A 15,972-nucleotide genomic window follows, 5' to 3' on the forward strand; every position below is an offset into this window, starting at 1 on the left:
ATTGCAATACACGGCTGTATAAGAACCGGGCATAGAAGAAGCACACATGGAAGCGCCGCGCATAGACATATAAATCTAGACTTGATCTGACAAATACCGTCAGAGCCGTCAGGCGGGAAACGACCCATTACGGACGTTCGCGGCGAAGTGACACTGACTTCCGAAATGATCGCCCACGCGAGCTTTCCGGTGTGCCGCGAGGGCCGTTACTTGTTGTAAAGTTACGCGAGCTTTAGTACTATCCTAATACCAATTACGCGTGTCGTTAGTCGAGAGACTGATAATGTCGGGCGGAGCGCCAGACTGTAAGGGATTGATAGCATTTTTGGCGTGAAGGCGCTCCCGCGCCCCAGCTCCTCCAGCATGAATGCTTCCCCCGCCAGGCCGCGTGACCACCTTCACGCCATATTTAGGTAGTTGGTACTTGTGCAAAAAACGATAAAAGATCTCGCACAAACGATGGATGTTTCCAAATGCCGAATTGCGAGAACGACTCGCGAGGTTGTTGTTTTTGGCGGAAAACTCGCGAATCAACATCCCCTTCCACATCGCGGTCAGTTTATGGCCGCTCTTGCCCTTGGCCATCGAGCGATCTATCAGGCTTGCACAACCCCCGAAGTATATGAAGACTGGAAAGACTTTGGGATGTATCAGGATCTTCTGACCTTTGAAGAAGACCTGTGCGCATTCGTAGATGTAATTTTGCTATTTCTTGACGGTGTGGGTGCGTGTGGCGAATTCGGGGCTTTCATCAAAGACGAAAGAACAGCCAAGAAGCTACTTGTCGTGATGGACGAACGGTACTTCGAGGAGGATTCCTTCATCCGCTTGGGATTACTTTTCCGACTAGAGCATACTCACCAGAACATCACGCTCTCCGTTCCCAAGGATCTGTCCAGTGACGACGTTGGCCAGATAGTTTATGAGCTTGAGCAGAGGCTTAGCGAGGCGCCCCTTAGCGAAGGGCTAGATTTGACTAACACTCGGCATTTGCTATTCATCATTGCGGATTTCGTAGAGCTAATTCAAGTAGCGCGGCGTTCCGATATTTCAACTTTCCTAGAAGAATTGGGAGTAACGCTCACCACAAAAAGGTTATCTCAACTGTTGTATGTCCTAGAACGATTTAACATCATCAAGGCAAGTAGGGGGCTGCGTGAGCAACTTTATGCCTCCGCACCAGTCGGAGAGCACTACGTGGACTATTCGTTGACAACGAGACAGCGTTGGGACCGACCAAGAGTGAAAGCTCTTTTGTTTGAAAAAACCCGCGAGGACAAACACAGGCATCACGCCTTCATGCGCGCCAAACAAGCAGAGGTAGGAGTGAAAGATGTCGCTCACGTCTAAGATATTGATGGAACTGCCTTTCACGGAACGCGAGTTGAATCTGCTGATTATTTCTGCACCTCGTCGTTACAAGGAATACTGGATACCTAAGCGAAACGGCCAGCAGCGCCTCATCGCTCAGCCGACTCCCGAAATCAAGCTATTGCAACGATGGCTTATTAAAAATTATTTGTCGGGCTTCCCGGTTCATGCCGCAGCGACAGCATATCGCCAGGGGATCGGTTTGAAAGAAAATGTCCTCCCGCATTTACGGAACAGGTACATGTTAAAGCTAGATTTTGAGGGCTTTTTTCCCTCTCTTAAGTCGAGCGACTTGATTAATTTTTTAAAGGACGAGCCCATTGATCAAGTTGAAATCAATATGCTGGCGCAACTCCTTTTTAAAAAAGCAGATTTTGGGCTGGAACTGGCAGTGGGAGCACCTAGTTCTCCTCCTCTATCCAATATTCTAATGTACGAGTTTGATGATCGAGTTAATGAATATTGCACCGAAACTGGCATCTCGTACACTCGATATGCCGATGATCTGACATTCTCTACTTCGAAGCCCCATGTTCTCCGGGGGTGCCTCCAATTCGTGACGCGCGTTCTAGCAGATACTGCCAGTCCAAAGTTGCGTCTGAACGCCGCGAAAACTGTAGAAACTTCCAAAAAGCGCGGCCGCCGTGTGACCGGGTTAGGCATTTCCACGGAAAGTAAAATATCGATTGGTCGGAATAAGAAACGCGACCTTCGAGTTCTTGTCCATCGATTCACAAAGGGTGAGTTGAGCGCGGAAGAGATTCAAAAACTCCGGGGCTATTTCGCATTTTTGATCTCTGTCGAGCCGGAGCACTTGGACCGGTTGGCCAAGTCTTTTGGCGTTGATGTGATGTTAGCGCTGACTGAAGGCAATTGATCGGCGTTACGAGAACTTAATGAGAAGGTCCTCACACAGCCGCGGGATGGCATCCCTCATGGCCGAGAGGATAAGGAGATAGTGCGAGTCGCTACCCGGTTTGGGCCGTGGGACAATTGATGCGCCGCTGCGCGCTAGCTCGGTCCTGCGGCGTTGTTTCTCCACGAAACTGTGAGTTGGATGATGCTGACCGTAACCCTGGGTGCAATAATCTGCGTCGCCGGAGCAAAAAATTCTCTACATGAGATTCTGTGCCGGCGATCATGTATGCGATTCAGAACGGAGATGGCGTACGAGGGAGCTATAAGACGACAACTCAACGCGAGTCTCGAAAAGGTGGGTCGCACCCTCATGCCTTGCGTAGCCGGCATTTGGATTGATCGATTCAAGCTGTGTGACTTCTAACGACTGTTCTTGGCCGAATACTGCCACAGCAGGATTCAGTCATGCGTGGTCAGAGGCTCTACCGTCAGCTTGAAACCCATGGCATGGATAACCTTGAACAGCGTATCGGAGCTGGGCGCACGCTCTCCCGAGAGACTCTTGTAAAGGCTTTCACGAGACAGGCCGGTGTCGCGGGCCAACTGAGTCATGCCTCGAGCTCTCGCAATGTCGCCCAACGCTGCCGCCAATACTGCTGGATCGCCATCTTCTATTGCAACCTGAAGGTACGCGGCAACATCCGCCTCATCATTAAGGTAGTTGGAAACGTCAAACGCACGGGTCTTGATCTTGCTCATTTTGTAGCTCCTGAGCCAATGCCTTGGCTCGTTCAATATCTTTCTGCTGGCTGGCTTTACTTTTTTAAGCTGCCGAGCCACTGTATAAATTGCTCCGTTTCAATGATGCTGTACATAGACATATTGTAGCCTTGAGGCTACACAACGCAAGCGTTTATTTGCCCTCAACCGGCCAGGGGTAAACGAGGCCGGCTACTTCGTCGAAGTAATGCACGTATAGGAAAGGCGCCGTCCCCCGCTGCTGATGCCTCAACGCACTAAAGCCTGAGGGCGCGGGGCGGGTACTGGTTTTTCCGGCCTTTCGTCCCGCGCCGCATTTTCTTCATTTGGGCGGCTCAAAGGCGCCCGCTTGTGCGAATCCCGAGGAGCGCAGCGACGAGGTTGAGTTCGGACGCCTCCGCCCAAATGAAGAAAATGCGGGTAGCCCGCCGAAGGACGGGCCGCGGGATGGGCCGGAAAAGCTAGTACCCGCCCCGCGCCCGGCCCCAGAACTAAAACAATAGCGCGTGCCCCCGTGCCTAGAACTAAAACTACTAATACGCGACTCCCGGCACAATAATTACCCCGACAACAGACTGTGGCAAACTCTATAACCAAGGAAAGAGCAGAAGAGAGACAAAGTCATGCCCAAGAGCCCATCAGGGGCGGCAACCATTGCATCGGACCCGACCCATGAACAAAATGCGGCCGAAGAACGCGCGCCAGTTCAAGAGAAAGGAAAGACCGGCCTTCCGCAGTTAATACTGCTGATCACCATTTTCTACGTCGCCATGAACCTTCGCCCCGCCCTGATCGGCGTCGGGCCCGTCATTGACTCCATTCGCGACGGCCTGGGCCTGTCGGCCACCGCATTGGGCGTGTTGCTGACCCTGCCCGTGCTGTGTTTTGGCATATTCGCCCCCTTCGCCCCGCGCCTGCTTCGCTGGCAGCCCGCCGAGCGCATCATCTTCTTCAGTTTGCTTTTGTTGGCCGCCGGCATCTTGCTACGCAGCTGGCAAGGAACCCTCGGCCTGTTTGCCGGCACCTTGCTGCTGGGCCTCGCCATCAGCGTCGTCATGGTGCTGTTGCCCGCCATCATCAAACAGCATTTCCCCGTGAATGCCGGCTTGATGATGGGTCTGTATTCCACCGCACTGGCCGGTGGCGCCTCGATTGCCGCGGGCATCACCGTACCGCTCGAGCACTGGTTCAACGACGACTGGCGTTACGCCCTGGCCTTTTGGGTCGTGCCCGCCTTGCTGGCGGCCATCGCCTGGTTGCCGCAGTCGCGGGGCGCGCCCGCAGTGCGCTTGCGGCAAGAGGGGGCCATGCCTCGTTTGCGCGGCAATTGGCTGGCCTGGCAGGTCACCCTTTTTATGGGCACCCAAGGCGCCATTGCCTATTGTGTCTTCGGCTGGTTGCCCCTCATACTGGTCGAGCGGGGTTTGAGCGCTATGGACGCCGGCTTTGTCCTCGCCGGGCTCATGACCGTGCAACTGTCCACGTCCATCACCGGCCCCTGGCTCGCCACTCGCGGACGCGATCAGCGTCCCATGATTTTTGTGTTTCTGACCCTGGTGCTGGTGGGCTTGCTGGGCCTTATCTATGGCTCCATGGGCGCCGTTTACCTGTGGGCCGTCGTGTTCGGCCTGGGCTTTGGCGGCATGTTCAGCGTAGCCATGTCCCTGCTCGTGCTGCGCTCAGCCAACCCACAAGTGGCCGCCTCACTGTCCGGCATGGCCCAAGGCGTAGGTTACGTTGTAGCAGCCGCCGCGCCCCTGATCGTGGGCGTGCTGCATGAATACACGGGCGACTGGAGCGCCGTGACCGTGTTCCTGGTCCTGCTTGTAGGCGGCGCCATGTGGTCCGGCCTCTTGGCCGGCCGCGCCAAAGTAATCGGCCCCCAGAACACAACGCCCAAGTGACATAGCTGTACTGACATAGCGGTGGTAATAGACCATCGCCACTTAGGGCGTGGGGTCGGTATTCGTTTTTCCGGCCTTTCGTCCCGCGCCGCATTTTCTTCATTTGGGCGGCTCAAAGGCGCCCGCTTGTCCGAATCCCGAGGAGCGTAGCGACGAGGTTGAGTTCGGACGCCTCCGCCCAAATGAAGAAAATGCGGGCAGCCTGCCGAAGGACAGGCCGCGGGATGGGCCGGAAAAACGAATACCGGCCCCACGCCCGGTTGAGACGCCCGCCACCGTAGTACAGCTCTTTGCACTCAGCCAAGACACCCCCACCCCATAAACAACCACCAAATCAGCTACAATTACCCCACTTTTCCTGAGGAGCGCTGCGACGGCGTGGGCGGGCCTGTTTGGTGTTCGCTACTCCGCTAGGCTCAGGAACCTTCATAGTATTAACGGCGCTCATCATCTCCTGTTGCAGGCGAAGATGAGCCAAGCCGTGTTCTCAGCTGCTTCGTTTCGCACAGGTTTACGGGAATCTCCATGAACACTGTTGCCGACACTACCTTTACCGACTACAAAGTTGCCGATATCTCGCTGGCCGATTGGGGCCGTCGCGAAATCGCCATTGCCGAAACCGAAATGCCCGGCCTTATGGCCACCCGCGAAGAATACGCAGCCGCTCAGCCCCTGAAAGGCGCGCGCATCGCCGGCAGCCTGCACATGACCATCCAAACCGCCGTGCTGATCGAAACACTGGTCGCGCTGGGTGCCGAAGTGCGCTGGGCCTCGTGCAATATTTTCTCCACGCAAGACCACGCCGCTGCCGCCATTGCCGCAAGCGGCACGCCCGTGTTCGCCATTAAAGGCGAAACCCTTGAAGACTACTGGCAGTACACCCACGAAATCTTCGAGTGGCCCGAAAGCCGTCATGCCAACATGATCCTCGACGACGGCGGCGATGCCACCTTGCTGCTGCACCTGGGTGCCCGCGCCGAAAAAGACATTTCGGTACTGGCCAAGCCCGGTAGCGAAGAAGAGCGCGTGCTGTATGCCGCCATCAAGGCCAAGCTGGCCACCGACCCCACCTGGTACTCGACCCGCCTGGCCGAAATCAAAGGCGTTACCGAAGAAACCACCACGGGCGTGCTGCGCTTGTACCAAATGTCCAAGAAGGGCGAGCTTGCCTTCCCGGCCATCAACGTCAACGACTCGGTCACCAAGAGCAAGTTCGACAACCTGTACGGCTGCCGCGAGTCTTTGGTTGACGGCATCAAGCGCGCCACCGACGTCATGGTTGCCGGCAAAATCGCCGTGGTTTGCGGCTTCGGCGACGTGGGCAAGGGCTGCGCGCAAGCGCTGGCAGCACTGCGCGCCCAGGTCTGGGTGACTGAAATCGACCCCATCTGCGCACTGCAGGCTTCGATGGAAGGCTACAAGGTCGTGACCCTTGAAGAAGCCGCCGACAAGGCCGACATTTTCGTGACCGCCACGGGCAACTACAACGTCATTACGCGCCAGCACATGGAGCGCATGAAAGATCAGGCCATTGTTTGCAACATTGGCCACTTCGACAACGAGATCGACGTTGCAAGTGTTGAAGACCTGCAATGGGAAGAGATCAAGCCCCAGGTCGACCACATTATTTTCCCCGACGGCAAGCGAGTCATCTTGCTGGCCAAGGGCCGCCTGGTGAACCTGGGTTGCGCCACCGGCCACCCCTCGTTCGTGATGTCGGCTTCGTTTACCAACCAGACCATTGCGCAGATCGAGCTCTTTACGCGCGGCGAAAACTACGCCCAGGGCAAGGTGTATGTGTTGCCCAAGCATCTTGACGAAAAAGTGGCGCGCTTGCACCTTAAGAAGCTGGGCGTTCAACTGACCGAGCTTACTCCCGAACAAGCTGACTACATCAACGTCACGGTTCAGGGGCCGTTCAAGCCCGATCATTACCGCTATTAAGTTCTTTTCGCAGTAAGTGCCGGTAGGCGCGCCTTGGTGGCGCGCCGCCTTGTCCCGGTTTCACAGGAGCCCGACCATGGAAATTCTGCTTATCTGGATTTTGAACGCTGTTGCCCTGTTAATTGTGGCCTACATCTTGCCGGGCATCACAGTGGCTTCGTTTTGGTCGGCGCTAATCGCCGCGCTGGTGTTGGGGCTGCTCAACACCTTGGTCAAGCCGATACTTATCTTGCTGACCTTGCCCGTTACCATCGTGACGCTGGGGTTGTTCCTGCTGGTGATCAACGCGCTGGTCTTTTGGTTTGCAGGCTCGGTGCTTAAGGGCTTCCAGGTTAATGGTTTTTGGTGGGCCTTGCTGGGTGCCTTGGTATACAGCATTATTGCAAGCCTGCTGTCGAGGTTGATTGCTTAAATGACATCTCTGTTCAGTTTAGAGTTCTTTCCGCCGCGCGATAACGCGGCAAAAGAAAAACTTATTCGTTCGGCCAAGCTGCTGCAAGGTCTGCAGCCTGGCTACGTAAGCGTTACATTTGGCGCGGGCGGTTCTACGCGTACCGGCACGGCCGATACGGTGGGTGTGCTGCAAAAGCTGGGTTTTGATTCGGCCCCGCACTTGTCGTGTATTGGCGCTACGCGCAGCGAACTTGCCGACATTCTGCAGGCTTATAAGCAGCAAGGCGTGCGTCGCCTTGTGGCCTTGCGCGGCGACCTGCCTTCGGGCATGGGCGGCGACACGGGCGATTTTCACTACGCGGTTCAGCTGGTGCGCTTTATTCGTGAAACCACCGGCGACTGGTTCAATATCGAGGTGGCGGCCTACCCCGAAATGCATCCTCAGGCGCGCAGCGCTTCGGCCGACCTTGATTACTTCGTCGAAAAGATTGATGCGGGTGCAAGCAGCGCCATTACGCAGTACTTTTTTAACGCCGACGCCTATTTTGATTTTGTCGAGCGGGCTCAGGCACGCGGCGTAAGCGTGCCCATTGTGCCGGGCATTATGCCCATCACCAATAATTCGCAGTTGCTGCGATTTTCAGATCAGTGCGGCGCCGAAGTGCCCCGCTGGATACGCTTGCGCCTGGCCGAGTTCGGCGAAGACCGGGCCTCGGTGCGCGCGTTCGGCGAAGAGGTGGTTGGCCGCTTGTGCCAGAAACTGCTGGACCAAGGCGCGCCCGGCCTGCACTTTTATACGTTGAACAGTGCCGATGCCACCCTGGGCATCACCCGCAATCTGAGCGTTTCAAGCAGCGTCGCTGCGTAGTTGCTGCATGCTTGCCGCCCGCATGGTTTGGGGCGGCGTCGCAGCTGCGGGCCGGCGCCCGTTAAGGGCGAGCCAAGCCGCTGATCAATTAGACGCGCTCCAATAAATTGGGGGCGGGCACAGGCCAGCCTTTGTCGGTAAGAATCGCGTCCAGCATATAGTCGTGGTCGGCGGGCTGGTAGTCGAAGCTGGAAAGATCGCCGCAGGCCCAGGCCACGCCCAGGGCCACAAAATTATGGCCCTGGTCGCGCAGGCTGGCCAGGGTACGGTCGTAATAGCCTTGGCCGTAGCCGATGCGGTCGCCCTGGCGGGTAAAGCCCAGGGTGGGCACCAACACCACGTCGGGCAAGGGGGCTTCGGGGCCCTGGGGCTCTTCAATGCCGTATGCGCCTTTGCGCATGGGGGTGTCTGGGGTCCATAGCCGAAATTGCAGCGGCTTGCCGGGGCCAACCACCACGGGCAACGAAACGGTAAGGTCGTCTTCTTCGACCCATTGCGACAGCAGCGGGCGAATATCGGGCTCTTGCTCTAGCGGCCAGAAGGCCGCAATGTGTTGCGGAGCCCGCTTGCCGGCCTTGGCCAGTTCTGCCTTGGCAGTGGCCAGCCAGGTGAATAGACGGCCGCGTATCAAAAGGGCGCCGCGCCTGGTCTCTGAAGGGTCTTGCGCCGCTCTGAGCTGTTTCAGTTTTGGCCGCAAAGCAGCGGAATTATTCTCTATACTGTTGTTCATAACGGTTTCAGGCGGGGTTCGGCAACATGTTAGTTAAGGTTCAACGGTATCAGAAAACCCGGAACATTTCCGGCGCCGCACGTCTACCGGCGGTAGGGGTGTGGCTGGCCTTATCCGGCGGGCTGATGGGTTGTGCAAGCGCCGAAGCGCCCCAGGCGGCCCCCACGCAAGCGCTTGTGGCGGCGCCAGACACTGCCACGGCCGCGGCGCATCTGGCACCGGGGGCATTGCCGAGCGCCACGGCTTCGGGGCAGCTTAGCCCGGCGCCCGTTCGCACGACGCCCGTTCGCACGGCGCCCGCTAGCACGGCGCCCGCTAGCACGGCGCCCGTATCCAGCGTGCCGCCTGCGGTGGCCGAACAAGCGCTGGTCGATGCCCGCGAGGCCATGCGAAAAAAACAATGGACCCAACTAGACCAGCTCGTGCCTACGGCGTCTGCCACGCCGTTAATCGGTTCGTACGCCCAGTACTGGGCCTTGCGCCAGCGCGTGGCCAACCCCACACTGCCCGTACCCGAAGCCGAGCTGCAGCAGTTCATGGCCACCAACCAAGACGACTACCTGGCCGACCGCATCAAGGCCGACTGGATCGTGGCCGCAGCAAGGGCCGGCGATTACACCACAGTCAATCAATTGGGGCCGGTGGTGTCCAGCAACGCATCGGTCGACTGTTCGCGGCTGATGGCCCGGCACATGACCGGCCAGCGTGTTACCCAGCAAGAAGCCATGGCCGCGTTTTCGCCGGTCAGTGCCTGCTGGAGCATGCTCGACCAGCTCGAAAACGACAAGGTCGTGGGCTGGGAAGCCCTGCAAGGCCAGCTTCGCGCCATGCTTGAAACCACCAAAACCGGCGACGCCCAACGCATGGCGGCGCTTATGTTCGACGGCGCGCAAATGCGCTCGTACGCGGCCCTTATGAAGAACCCGCGTCAATGGCTAAGCACGCAAAAAGCGCCTGCCACACGCGAACAGACCGAACTTATCACCCTGGCGCTGTCGCGCCTGGCTCGCGAAAAAGACCGCGCCAACGCCGAAGCGTACATTGAAAACAATTGGGCTACGTCGATACCCAAACAAGACATTCAATGGGTGTGGGGCCAGTTTGGGTTGATCTCGGCGCTTAATGTCGAGCCCGAAGCCGTGCGCTGGTACCGGCGCTCGGGCACGGCCCCCATGACCGACTACAACCACGCCTGGCAAGTGCGCTCCGAGCTTCGCCAAACCCCCATCAACTGGAAGCAGGTTGAAAACGCCATCGTCAAAATGGGGGCCCAGCAGCAGGCCGAGCCGGTGTGGGTGTATTGGCGGGGTCGGGCCATTGCCGCCCAAGGCGACCAAAAAACCGCAGGAAAATACTACGCATCGCTACGCAACGAGCTTAATTTCTACGGGCAGCTGGCCGTCGAAGAGCTGGGCGAGCAAATAACCTTGCCGCCGGCGCCGCCGCCTATTACAAAAGCTGAATTCGCCATGGCGCAGGCCAACCCCGGCCTGCAGCGCGCCATCAAGCTCTTTCGCATGGGCTGGCGCCCCGAAGCCGTGCCCGAATGGAACTTCGCCCTGCGCGGCATGAACGACCGCCAGCTTCGTGCGGCGGCCGAGCTGGCCCGCCACGAGCAAATCTACGACCGGGTGGTCAACACCTCGCTGCGCACGAACGACGAAATCGACTTTTCGCAGCGCTTTGTTGCGCCGTTCGAAGGTCGTGTCAGCGCAAAGGCCCGCGAAATCAACCTGGACCCAGCCTGGGTGTATGGCCTTATCCGGCAAGAGTCGCGCTTTATCACCGATGCCCGTTCGCACGTCGGGGCCTCGGGCCTGATGCAGCTCATGCCCGCCACGGCACGCTGGGTGGCCAAGAAGATCGGCATGACCAATTTTACGCCTTCATCGGTCAACGACTTTGACACCAACACCATACTGGGCACCAATTATCTGGGCATGGTGCTGGGCCAGTTGAATGGTTCGCAGCTTTTGGCCACAGCCGGCTACAACGCGGGCCCGGGCCGACCGGTGCAGTGGCGCTCGAAACTGGGCGGTACGGTAGAAGGCGCCGTCTTTGCCGAGACCATTCCCTTTACCGAAACACGGCTTTACGTCAAGCACGTGCTGTCCAATGCCGTGTACTACTCCATGCTGTTTACCGGTCAGCCCCAGTCGCTCAAGCAGCGCCTGGGCACGGTTTCGCCGCAGGCCGCGCGCCAGGTGGCATTGCCGTAATGGCACAGGCCAACCCGGCGGGCGACCCCGCCATCAAGGGGCTTAGTGTGTATGTGGTGGGGGGTGCCGTGCGCGACCAACTGCTGGGCCTGCCCGCAGGCGACCGCGATTGGGTGGTGGTGGGCGGCACGCCCGAAGACATGGTCGCGCGGGGTTTTTTGCCCGTGGGCGGCGATTTTCCGGTGTTTCTGCACCCAGTCACCAAAGAAGAATATGCTCTGGCCCGCACCGAGCGTAAGTCGGGGCGCGGCTACAAGGGCTTTACCTTTTATACCGGCTCTGACGTCACCCTTGAAGATGACCTGCGCCGCCGCGACCTGACCATCAACGCCATTGCGCAAGCGCCCGACGGCAGCCTGGTCGACCCCTGGAACGGCCGCCTCGATCTCGATCAAAAAGTGCTGCGTCATGTGGGCCAGGCCTTTGCCGAAGACCCGGTACGCCTGTTGCGGCTGGCGCGTTTTGCCGCGCGGTTCAGCAATTTTTCCATCGCGCCCGAAACCATGCAGCTAAGCCGGCGCCTGGTGGCCGAAGGCGAGGTTGACGCCTTGGTGCCCGAGCGGGTGTGGCGCGAAGTGGCTAAAGGCCTGCAAACCGAAAGCCCGGCCCGCATGTTCGACGTGTTGCGGCAAGCGGGCGCGCTTGAGCGTGTGATGCCGGGGCTATTGTTTGACGATGAAATCGCCGGCCAGCTTAGTTGCGCCGTGCGCACAGGGCTTTCGCTACCGCAGCGGTTTGCCTTGCTGTGCCGTAAAACCCCCGACCCCGAATTGATCGGCCGCCATTTGCGCGCACCGACCGAATGTATTGATTACGCCAGGCTGTTGCCGGGCCTGGTTCAATCGTTGAATGAAATCAGTAAGGAAACCGACGGTGGCGCAAGCGACGCACAAGGCCCCGGCCCCGAGTTTTGGCTGGACGCCATTGAACGCCATGACGGCTTGCGTAAGCCCGAACGATTCTTGCTGTTGTTGCAGGCGGCTCAATGCGTAACCACACTGGACCTGCCCGCGTGGGCTGAACGGCTGAACGCGGTACGTGCCATTGATGCGGGCGCCATTGCCAAGGCGGCAGGCGGCAAACCCCAGCAAATTAAACCCGCCTTGCGTCAGGCGCGGCTGCAAGCGTTAAATTGCGAACCCTAGCTTAGGCTGCGGCCTTTAAGCAAGGTATCGCGCGGAAGTTCGCCAAACCTTCTGCGATAGCTGGCCGCGAAATTACCCAGGCTGCATATTCCGTATTTTGACGCGACGTCGGCGACGGAGGTTTCGTCGGCAGCGCCCAGTTGAAGCTCGTGACGTATTTTGTCGAGCTTGACGCCTTTTATGTAAGCCATGGGCGTGCAATGTAAAAACGTCTGAAAGCCCGCGTATAACGATCGCAGGCTGATGCACACCTCGGTGGCGATCTCTTGGGGCGTAAGGGTGGCGTGGGCGTTTTCTAAAATATAGGCTTGGGCGCGTTTTATATAGTAAGGCTTGGGTGTGGCGGCTTCGCAAAGCAGCTCGTCGCGATAATTGTGCTCGAGATTGATCAGCATGGTGCTGATAAGCAGCGCTTCGGCTTGAGTTTGAATGATGTGGTGCTTCAGGCCCGGCGTGTGCAAATTTAGCTGCTTGGTGAAATGCGACATAAGGGCGACCAGCTCTTGGCATTCTTTGTTATGAAGCTCGATTCGGGGCTTGAACTCGAGGGGCTTGTCGAGCCGGCGCTGCAGTTGTTGTTCGAGATGCGTTTCGAGCCTGCCCCGTTCGACCGCAAGCACCACGTTGTCGCATTGCTTCGACATCTTAAGTTCGAAGTCGAGCGTGGGCGAGGCCACATACGCAATACCCGGCGATACATTGATTACCGAACTGCCCACCCGAACCTCTTGCCGGGTGGCATGAACCGGTACCTGAAAAAGAAACAGGGTTTCTAGCTTGCCGGGCTTGACCAGCACGTCGGCACCGTGGTGAATGTACATGAACGAGACTTGACCCAACCCTGTTCTGCCGACCTTGACGCTAAGCGATTGCCTGCGGTCGAGCAAGGTCAGGGCATGCGGCTTAAGGGCTTGGCCAATGTAATGCCTGGCTTCGTCAAGGTCGCTGGTAAGGAACGTTTCGTGATAGCTGCTTGCACGGGAAAGGCGTGCGGCTTCGGTGCGCATCCTGGCTATTTGAGGTCCTTGTCCTGGTTGTGCATCTGGTTTGAATACCCGCGATAAACATATGCTAATACGCTCGGGCCCAACCTTGGCAGAGGGTTTCTACCTAGGTCAGGAGCAGTAAGCGCTACGTCGAATATCCGTACCGTGCAGCGGGCGTCCCCAGCCTGCACATATTTGCGGCTGGGGCGTTTCCTGGCCCCCGGTCTCCCGTATTCTTGATCTGACTTTACTGCGACCCGGCCTTTACCGGGTTGGTGCGTGTCGGAGACCGTTATGAAAGCTGCCTTGATACGAAGGCACGGAGCGCCCGAGGTGCTGCAACTAGAGAACATTCCTGTTCCTAAGCCCGGAAAGGGCGAGTTGCTGGTCAGGATGCTTTCCACCTCGGTGAACCACCGTGATGTCTGGATACGCAAAGGGCATCCGCACCCCGCTTATTACGTCGACTTGCCTACGGTTCTGGGGGTGGACGTATGCGGGGTGATAGAAGAAGCCGGCGAGGGCGTGGACGCCGTCTTCAAGCCGGGCACTCGCATCATCGCGAACCCTTATCTTGCTTGCGGAAAATGCCATCGTTGTAGGCAAGGCGAGTTTCAGTATTGCGCAAGCTTCACGGTCTACAACGGCAGCTACGCAGAGTACGCAGTGGTGTCGGCGGCGAATGCCGTTTGTTTGTCGGACGATGTACCGGTTTCTTATGCGGCCGCCTTTCCGAACAGTTATATCACCGCCTGGCAGATGTTGGTGGGCAAGGCGGGCGTAAGCCCGGCCGATACGGTTTTTGTCTGGGCCGGCACCAGTGGCCTGGGCAGCGCGGCGATTGAAATCGCAAAGCTTGCCGGCGCCAAAGTTATAACCAGCGCCGGAACTGAAGAGAAGTTGAAGATGCTGCAGGGGTATGAGCCTGATCTGATCGTCAACCATTACCAGCCCGACATGGTGGATCGCGTAATGGACTTTACCGACGGGCGTGGGGCGTCAATTGTGTTCGAGCACGTGGGCAAGTCCAGCTGGCAAAGAACGCTCGAGCTGTGCGCCCATGGCGGCACGATCGTCACCGCCGGGGCAACCAGCGGCGACGAGGTGGCCATGGACATTACCTATGCATTCGTGAAACAGGTGCGAATCCTTGGCTCCAGACTGGGAACCATGAAAGACCTGTCGGACAGCGTGCGCCATTTGAACTCGGGGTACTTCAAGCCATTGATCGGAAAGACGTTGCCGCTTGAAGATATTGCCCACGCGCACGAACTGATGGAGGCCGGCCAAATAGTCGGCAAGATCACTCTTGAATACTAGCGCCGCCCAAATTCATACCCAGGGAAGAGACAAACGTGAGCACCGAAACGATTGAAACGCCGGCAGTGGCCGCACCCGGTCGCCGACAAGTGCAGTTGGGCCCCGCGATGCAGCGTTATGCGCTACTTATAGCGCTGGTGGTTTTTATTGTGGTTTTTTCGATGCTGCGGCCGGCCACCTTCTTTACGCTCGGCAACCTGACAACCATTCTTAGCACCCAGGCGGCGCTGGTTATTCTGGCCATCGGCGTCACCATCGTGTTGCTGGTCGGCGAGTTTGATCTGTCCGTGGCCTCTGTCATGGGCATGTCCGCCACGGCGGTGGCGTACCTGACAGCCAACGCAAGTATGGATCCGGCCCTGGCCTGTGTCATTGCGTTAGGCATGGCGGTGGTGGTCGGGTTGGTCAACGCCCTGTTCATCGTCGGCCTGGGAATCAACTCGTTCATAGTCACGCTGGGCATGGGCACCCTGGTAACCGGGCTTGCGGTGGGAGCGTTTGGCTCGATGACCATCGGCGGCCTGCCCATCGAGTTCACCACCGTTTTCCAAACCCAGATTCAAGGCGTACAGCTGTCGTTCCTGTACATGTTGGCGATTGGCCTGTGTTTTTACATTGCACTGGGCTTCATGCCTATCGGGCGCAGCATGTTCTTTACCGGAAACGCCCGCAAGGCGGCCATGCTGGCCGGCATACGCACCGATCTGATACGGGCGGTTTCGCTTGTGCTGGCGGCCGTGTTGTCTGCGCTGGCGGGCATCGTGCTTTGCGGGCAGACTGCGGCGGCCTCTCCCACCATTGCCAATGCCTTTCTACTGCCTGCGTATGCGGCGGTCTTTCTGGGATCAACGGCGTTTACACCAGGTCGGTTCAACGTCTGGGGAACCATATGGGCTGTTTATTTTCTGGCCGTCGGCACGACCGGATTGCAGTTTTTGGGTCTGCAAAGCTGGGTCGTAAACGTGTTCGAAGGCGCAGTGCTTGTTCTGGCCGTCACGTTCTCTGCGGTATTTGCAAGAAGTTCTCGTCATTGAGCACACAGGGCCGCGCGCTGTGTGTATCTCGGTAGTTCTTATCCAGGAGCAGACACAATGTTGATCAGCAAACGAAAGACTGTTGCGAAAGGGGCCGCCGCGATGTTGTCGGCAGGCATGTTTGTTTGCATGGCTTCTGCGGTCGCCTCGACCCCGGACGTCGTTGCCCAGATGAAGCAATTCATTGAAGAAAACTCCCAGAAGCCTTCATTCACGCCGCCCGGCCCACCGTTGGACGCCTCGAAACTCAAAGGGAAAACAATCGCCATTCAAATGATCGACGGGCGAATCGGCGCCATCCGGGACGTTGCAGACGCCGTGCAGGTGGCGGCCGAACGAGCGGGGCTGAAAACAACGGTATTCGATGCGAAGAGCTCTCCGGTAAGAATGCAGCAAGGCTTTCAAGAGGCGATCAATTCGGGGGCGGACGCCATTGTGAAC

13 protein-coding genes, 1 pseudogene and 1 riboswitch are annotated in these 15,972 nt (G+C 58.0%); of the genes and pseudogenes, 11 read left to right on the forward strand and 3 right to left on the reverse strand.

Going from position 1 to position 15,972, the window contains the following annotated elements:
- Positions 1 to 426 precede the first annotated feature (426 nt).
- Both VL003_RS09390 and VL003_RS09395 read left to right on the forward strand, forming a co-directional pair.
- Complete coding sequence (locus VL003_RS09390; protein WP_325441823.1) at positions 427 to 1,350, forward strand: retron St85 family effector protein; 924 nt, start codon at positions 427 to 429, stop codon at positions 1,348 to 1,350.
- Positions 1,334 to 2,248, forward strand: coding sequence for a retron St85 family RNA-directed DNA polymerase (locus tag VL003_RS09395; protein ID WP_325441825.1), 915 nt, complete (start codon positions 1,334 to 1,336; stop codon positions 2,246 to 2,248). Before VL003_RS09390 ends, VL003_RS09395 begins: the two co-directional genes overlap by 17 nt.
- A gap of 440 nt (positions 2,249 to 2,688) precedes the next feature.
- Here VL003_RS09395 and VL003_RS09405 read toward each other — a convergent pair whose 3' ends face one another.
- A complete protein-coding gene (locus VL003_RS09405; RefSeq protein WP_325441827.1) occupies positions 2,689 to 2,988 on the reverse strand; it encodes an addiction module antidote protein in 300 nt (99 codons plus the stop codon).
- A 623-nt stretch (positions 2,989 to 3,611) separates the two neighbouring features.
- On the opposite strand from VL003_RS09405, the gene VL003_RS09410 reads away from it, so the two are divergent.
- From VL003_RS09410 to metF, 4 genes are all read left to right on the forward strand, one after another.
- Positions 3,612 to 4,892, forward strand: coding sequence for a CynX/NimT family MFS transporter (locus tag VL003_RS09410; protein ID WP_325441829.1), 1,281 nt, complete (start codon positions 3,612 to 3,614; stop codon positions 4,890 to 4,892).
- Positions 4,893 to 5,246: 354 nt separating this feature from the next.
- Positions 5,247 to 5,345, forward strand: a riboswitch (S-adenosyl-L-homocysteine riboswitch).
- Between the two features lie 72 nt (positions 5,346 to 5,417).
- The gene (gene ahcY, locus VL003_RS09415; RefSeq protein WP_325441831.1) at positions 5,418 to 6,836 is read left to right on the forward strand and encodes an adenosylhomocysteinase; all 1,419 of its coding nucleotides are present in this window, start codon (positions 5,418 to 5,420) and stop codon (positions 6,834 to 6,836) included.
- 76 nt (positions 6,837 to 6,912) lie between these two features.
- A complete protein-coding gene (locus tag VL003_RS09420) occupies positions 6,913 to 7,248 on the forward strand; it encodes a phage holin family protein (protein ID WP_325441833.1) in 336 nt (111 codons plus the stop codon).
- Positions 7,249 to 8,097 carry a methylenetetrahydrofolate reductase [NAD(P)H] gene (metF, locus tag VL003_RS09425; RefSeq protein WP_325441835.1) on the forward strand — a complete coding sequence of 283 codons (849 nt, stop codon included), beginning with the start codon at positions 7,249 to 7,251 and terminating at the stop codon, positions 8,095 to 8,097.
- An 88-nt stretch (positions 8,098 to 8,185) separates the two neighbouring features.
- Here metF and VL003_RS09430 read toward each other — a convergent pair whose 3' ends face one another.
- Entirely contained in the window at positions 8,186 to 8,827 is a 642-nt protein-coding gene (locus VL003_RS09430; RefSeq protein WP_325441837.1) for a 5-formyltetrahydrofolate cyclo-ligase, read from the reverse strand.
- Between the two features lie 26 nt (positions 8,828 to 8,853).
- Here VL003_RS09430 and VL003_RS09435 point away from each other — a divergent pair, with 26 nt between their 5' ends.
- The gene (locus VL003_RS09435; protein WP_325441839.1) at positions 8,854 to 11,046 is read left to right on the forward strand and encodes a lytic transglycosylase domain-containing protein; all 2,193 of its coding nucleotides are present in this window, start codon (positions 8,854 to 8,856) and stop codon (positions 11,044 to 11,046) included.
- A complete protein-coding gene (locus tag VL003_RS09440) occupies positions 11,046 to 12,191 on the forward strand; it encodes a tRNA nucleotidyltransferase/poly(A) polymerase-related protein (RefSeq protein WP_325441841.1) in 1,146 nt (381 codons plus the stop codon). The genes VL003_RS09435 and VL003_RS09440 overlap by 1 nt, the downstream gene beginning before the upstream one ends.
- Here the strand turns inward: VL003_RS09440 and VL003_RS09445 are convergent.
- Positions 12,188 to 13,198, reverse strand: a complete 1,011-nt coding sequence (locus VL003_RS09445; RefSeq protein WP_325441843.1) for an AraC family transcriptional regulator — start codon at positions 13,196 to 13,198, stop codon at positions 12,188 to 12,190. The genes VL003_RS09440 and VL003_RS09445 overlap by 4 nt on opposite strands.
- A 273-nt stretch (positions 13,199 to 13,471) precedes the next feature.
- Between VL003_RS09445 and VL003_RS09450 the strand changes: the two genes are divergently transcribed.
- The 3 genes and pseudogenes from VL003_RS09450 to VL003_RS09460 form a co-directional block, all read left to right on the forward strand.
- On the forward strand, positions 13,472 to 14,497 hold the full coding sequence (locus VL003_RS09450; RefSeq protein ID WP_325441845.1) for a zinc-binding dehydrogenase: 1,026 nt from the start codon (positions 13,472 to 13,474) through the stop codon (positions 14,495 to 14,497).
- Between the two features lie 35 nt (positions 14,498 to 14,532).
- Complete coding sequence (locus VL003_RS09455; protein ID WP_325441847.1) at positions 14,533 to 15,531, forward strand: ABC transporter permease; 999 nt, start codon at positions 14,533 to 14,535, stop codon at positions 15,529 to 15,531.
- Between the two features lie 57 nt (positions 15,532 to 15,588).
- Positions 15,589 to 15,972 (forward strand): annotated as a pseudogene (locus VL003_RS09460) (sugar ABC transporter substrate-binding protein); the annotation flags it as partial.

Origin of the sequence: Pusillimonas sp. (assembly GCF_035515275.1) — a bacterium.
In the GTDB taxonomy this organism is placed as follows: domain Bacteria; phylum Pseudomonadota; class Gammaproteobacteria; order Burkholderiales; family Burkholderiaceae_B; genus Pusillimonas.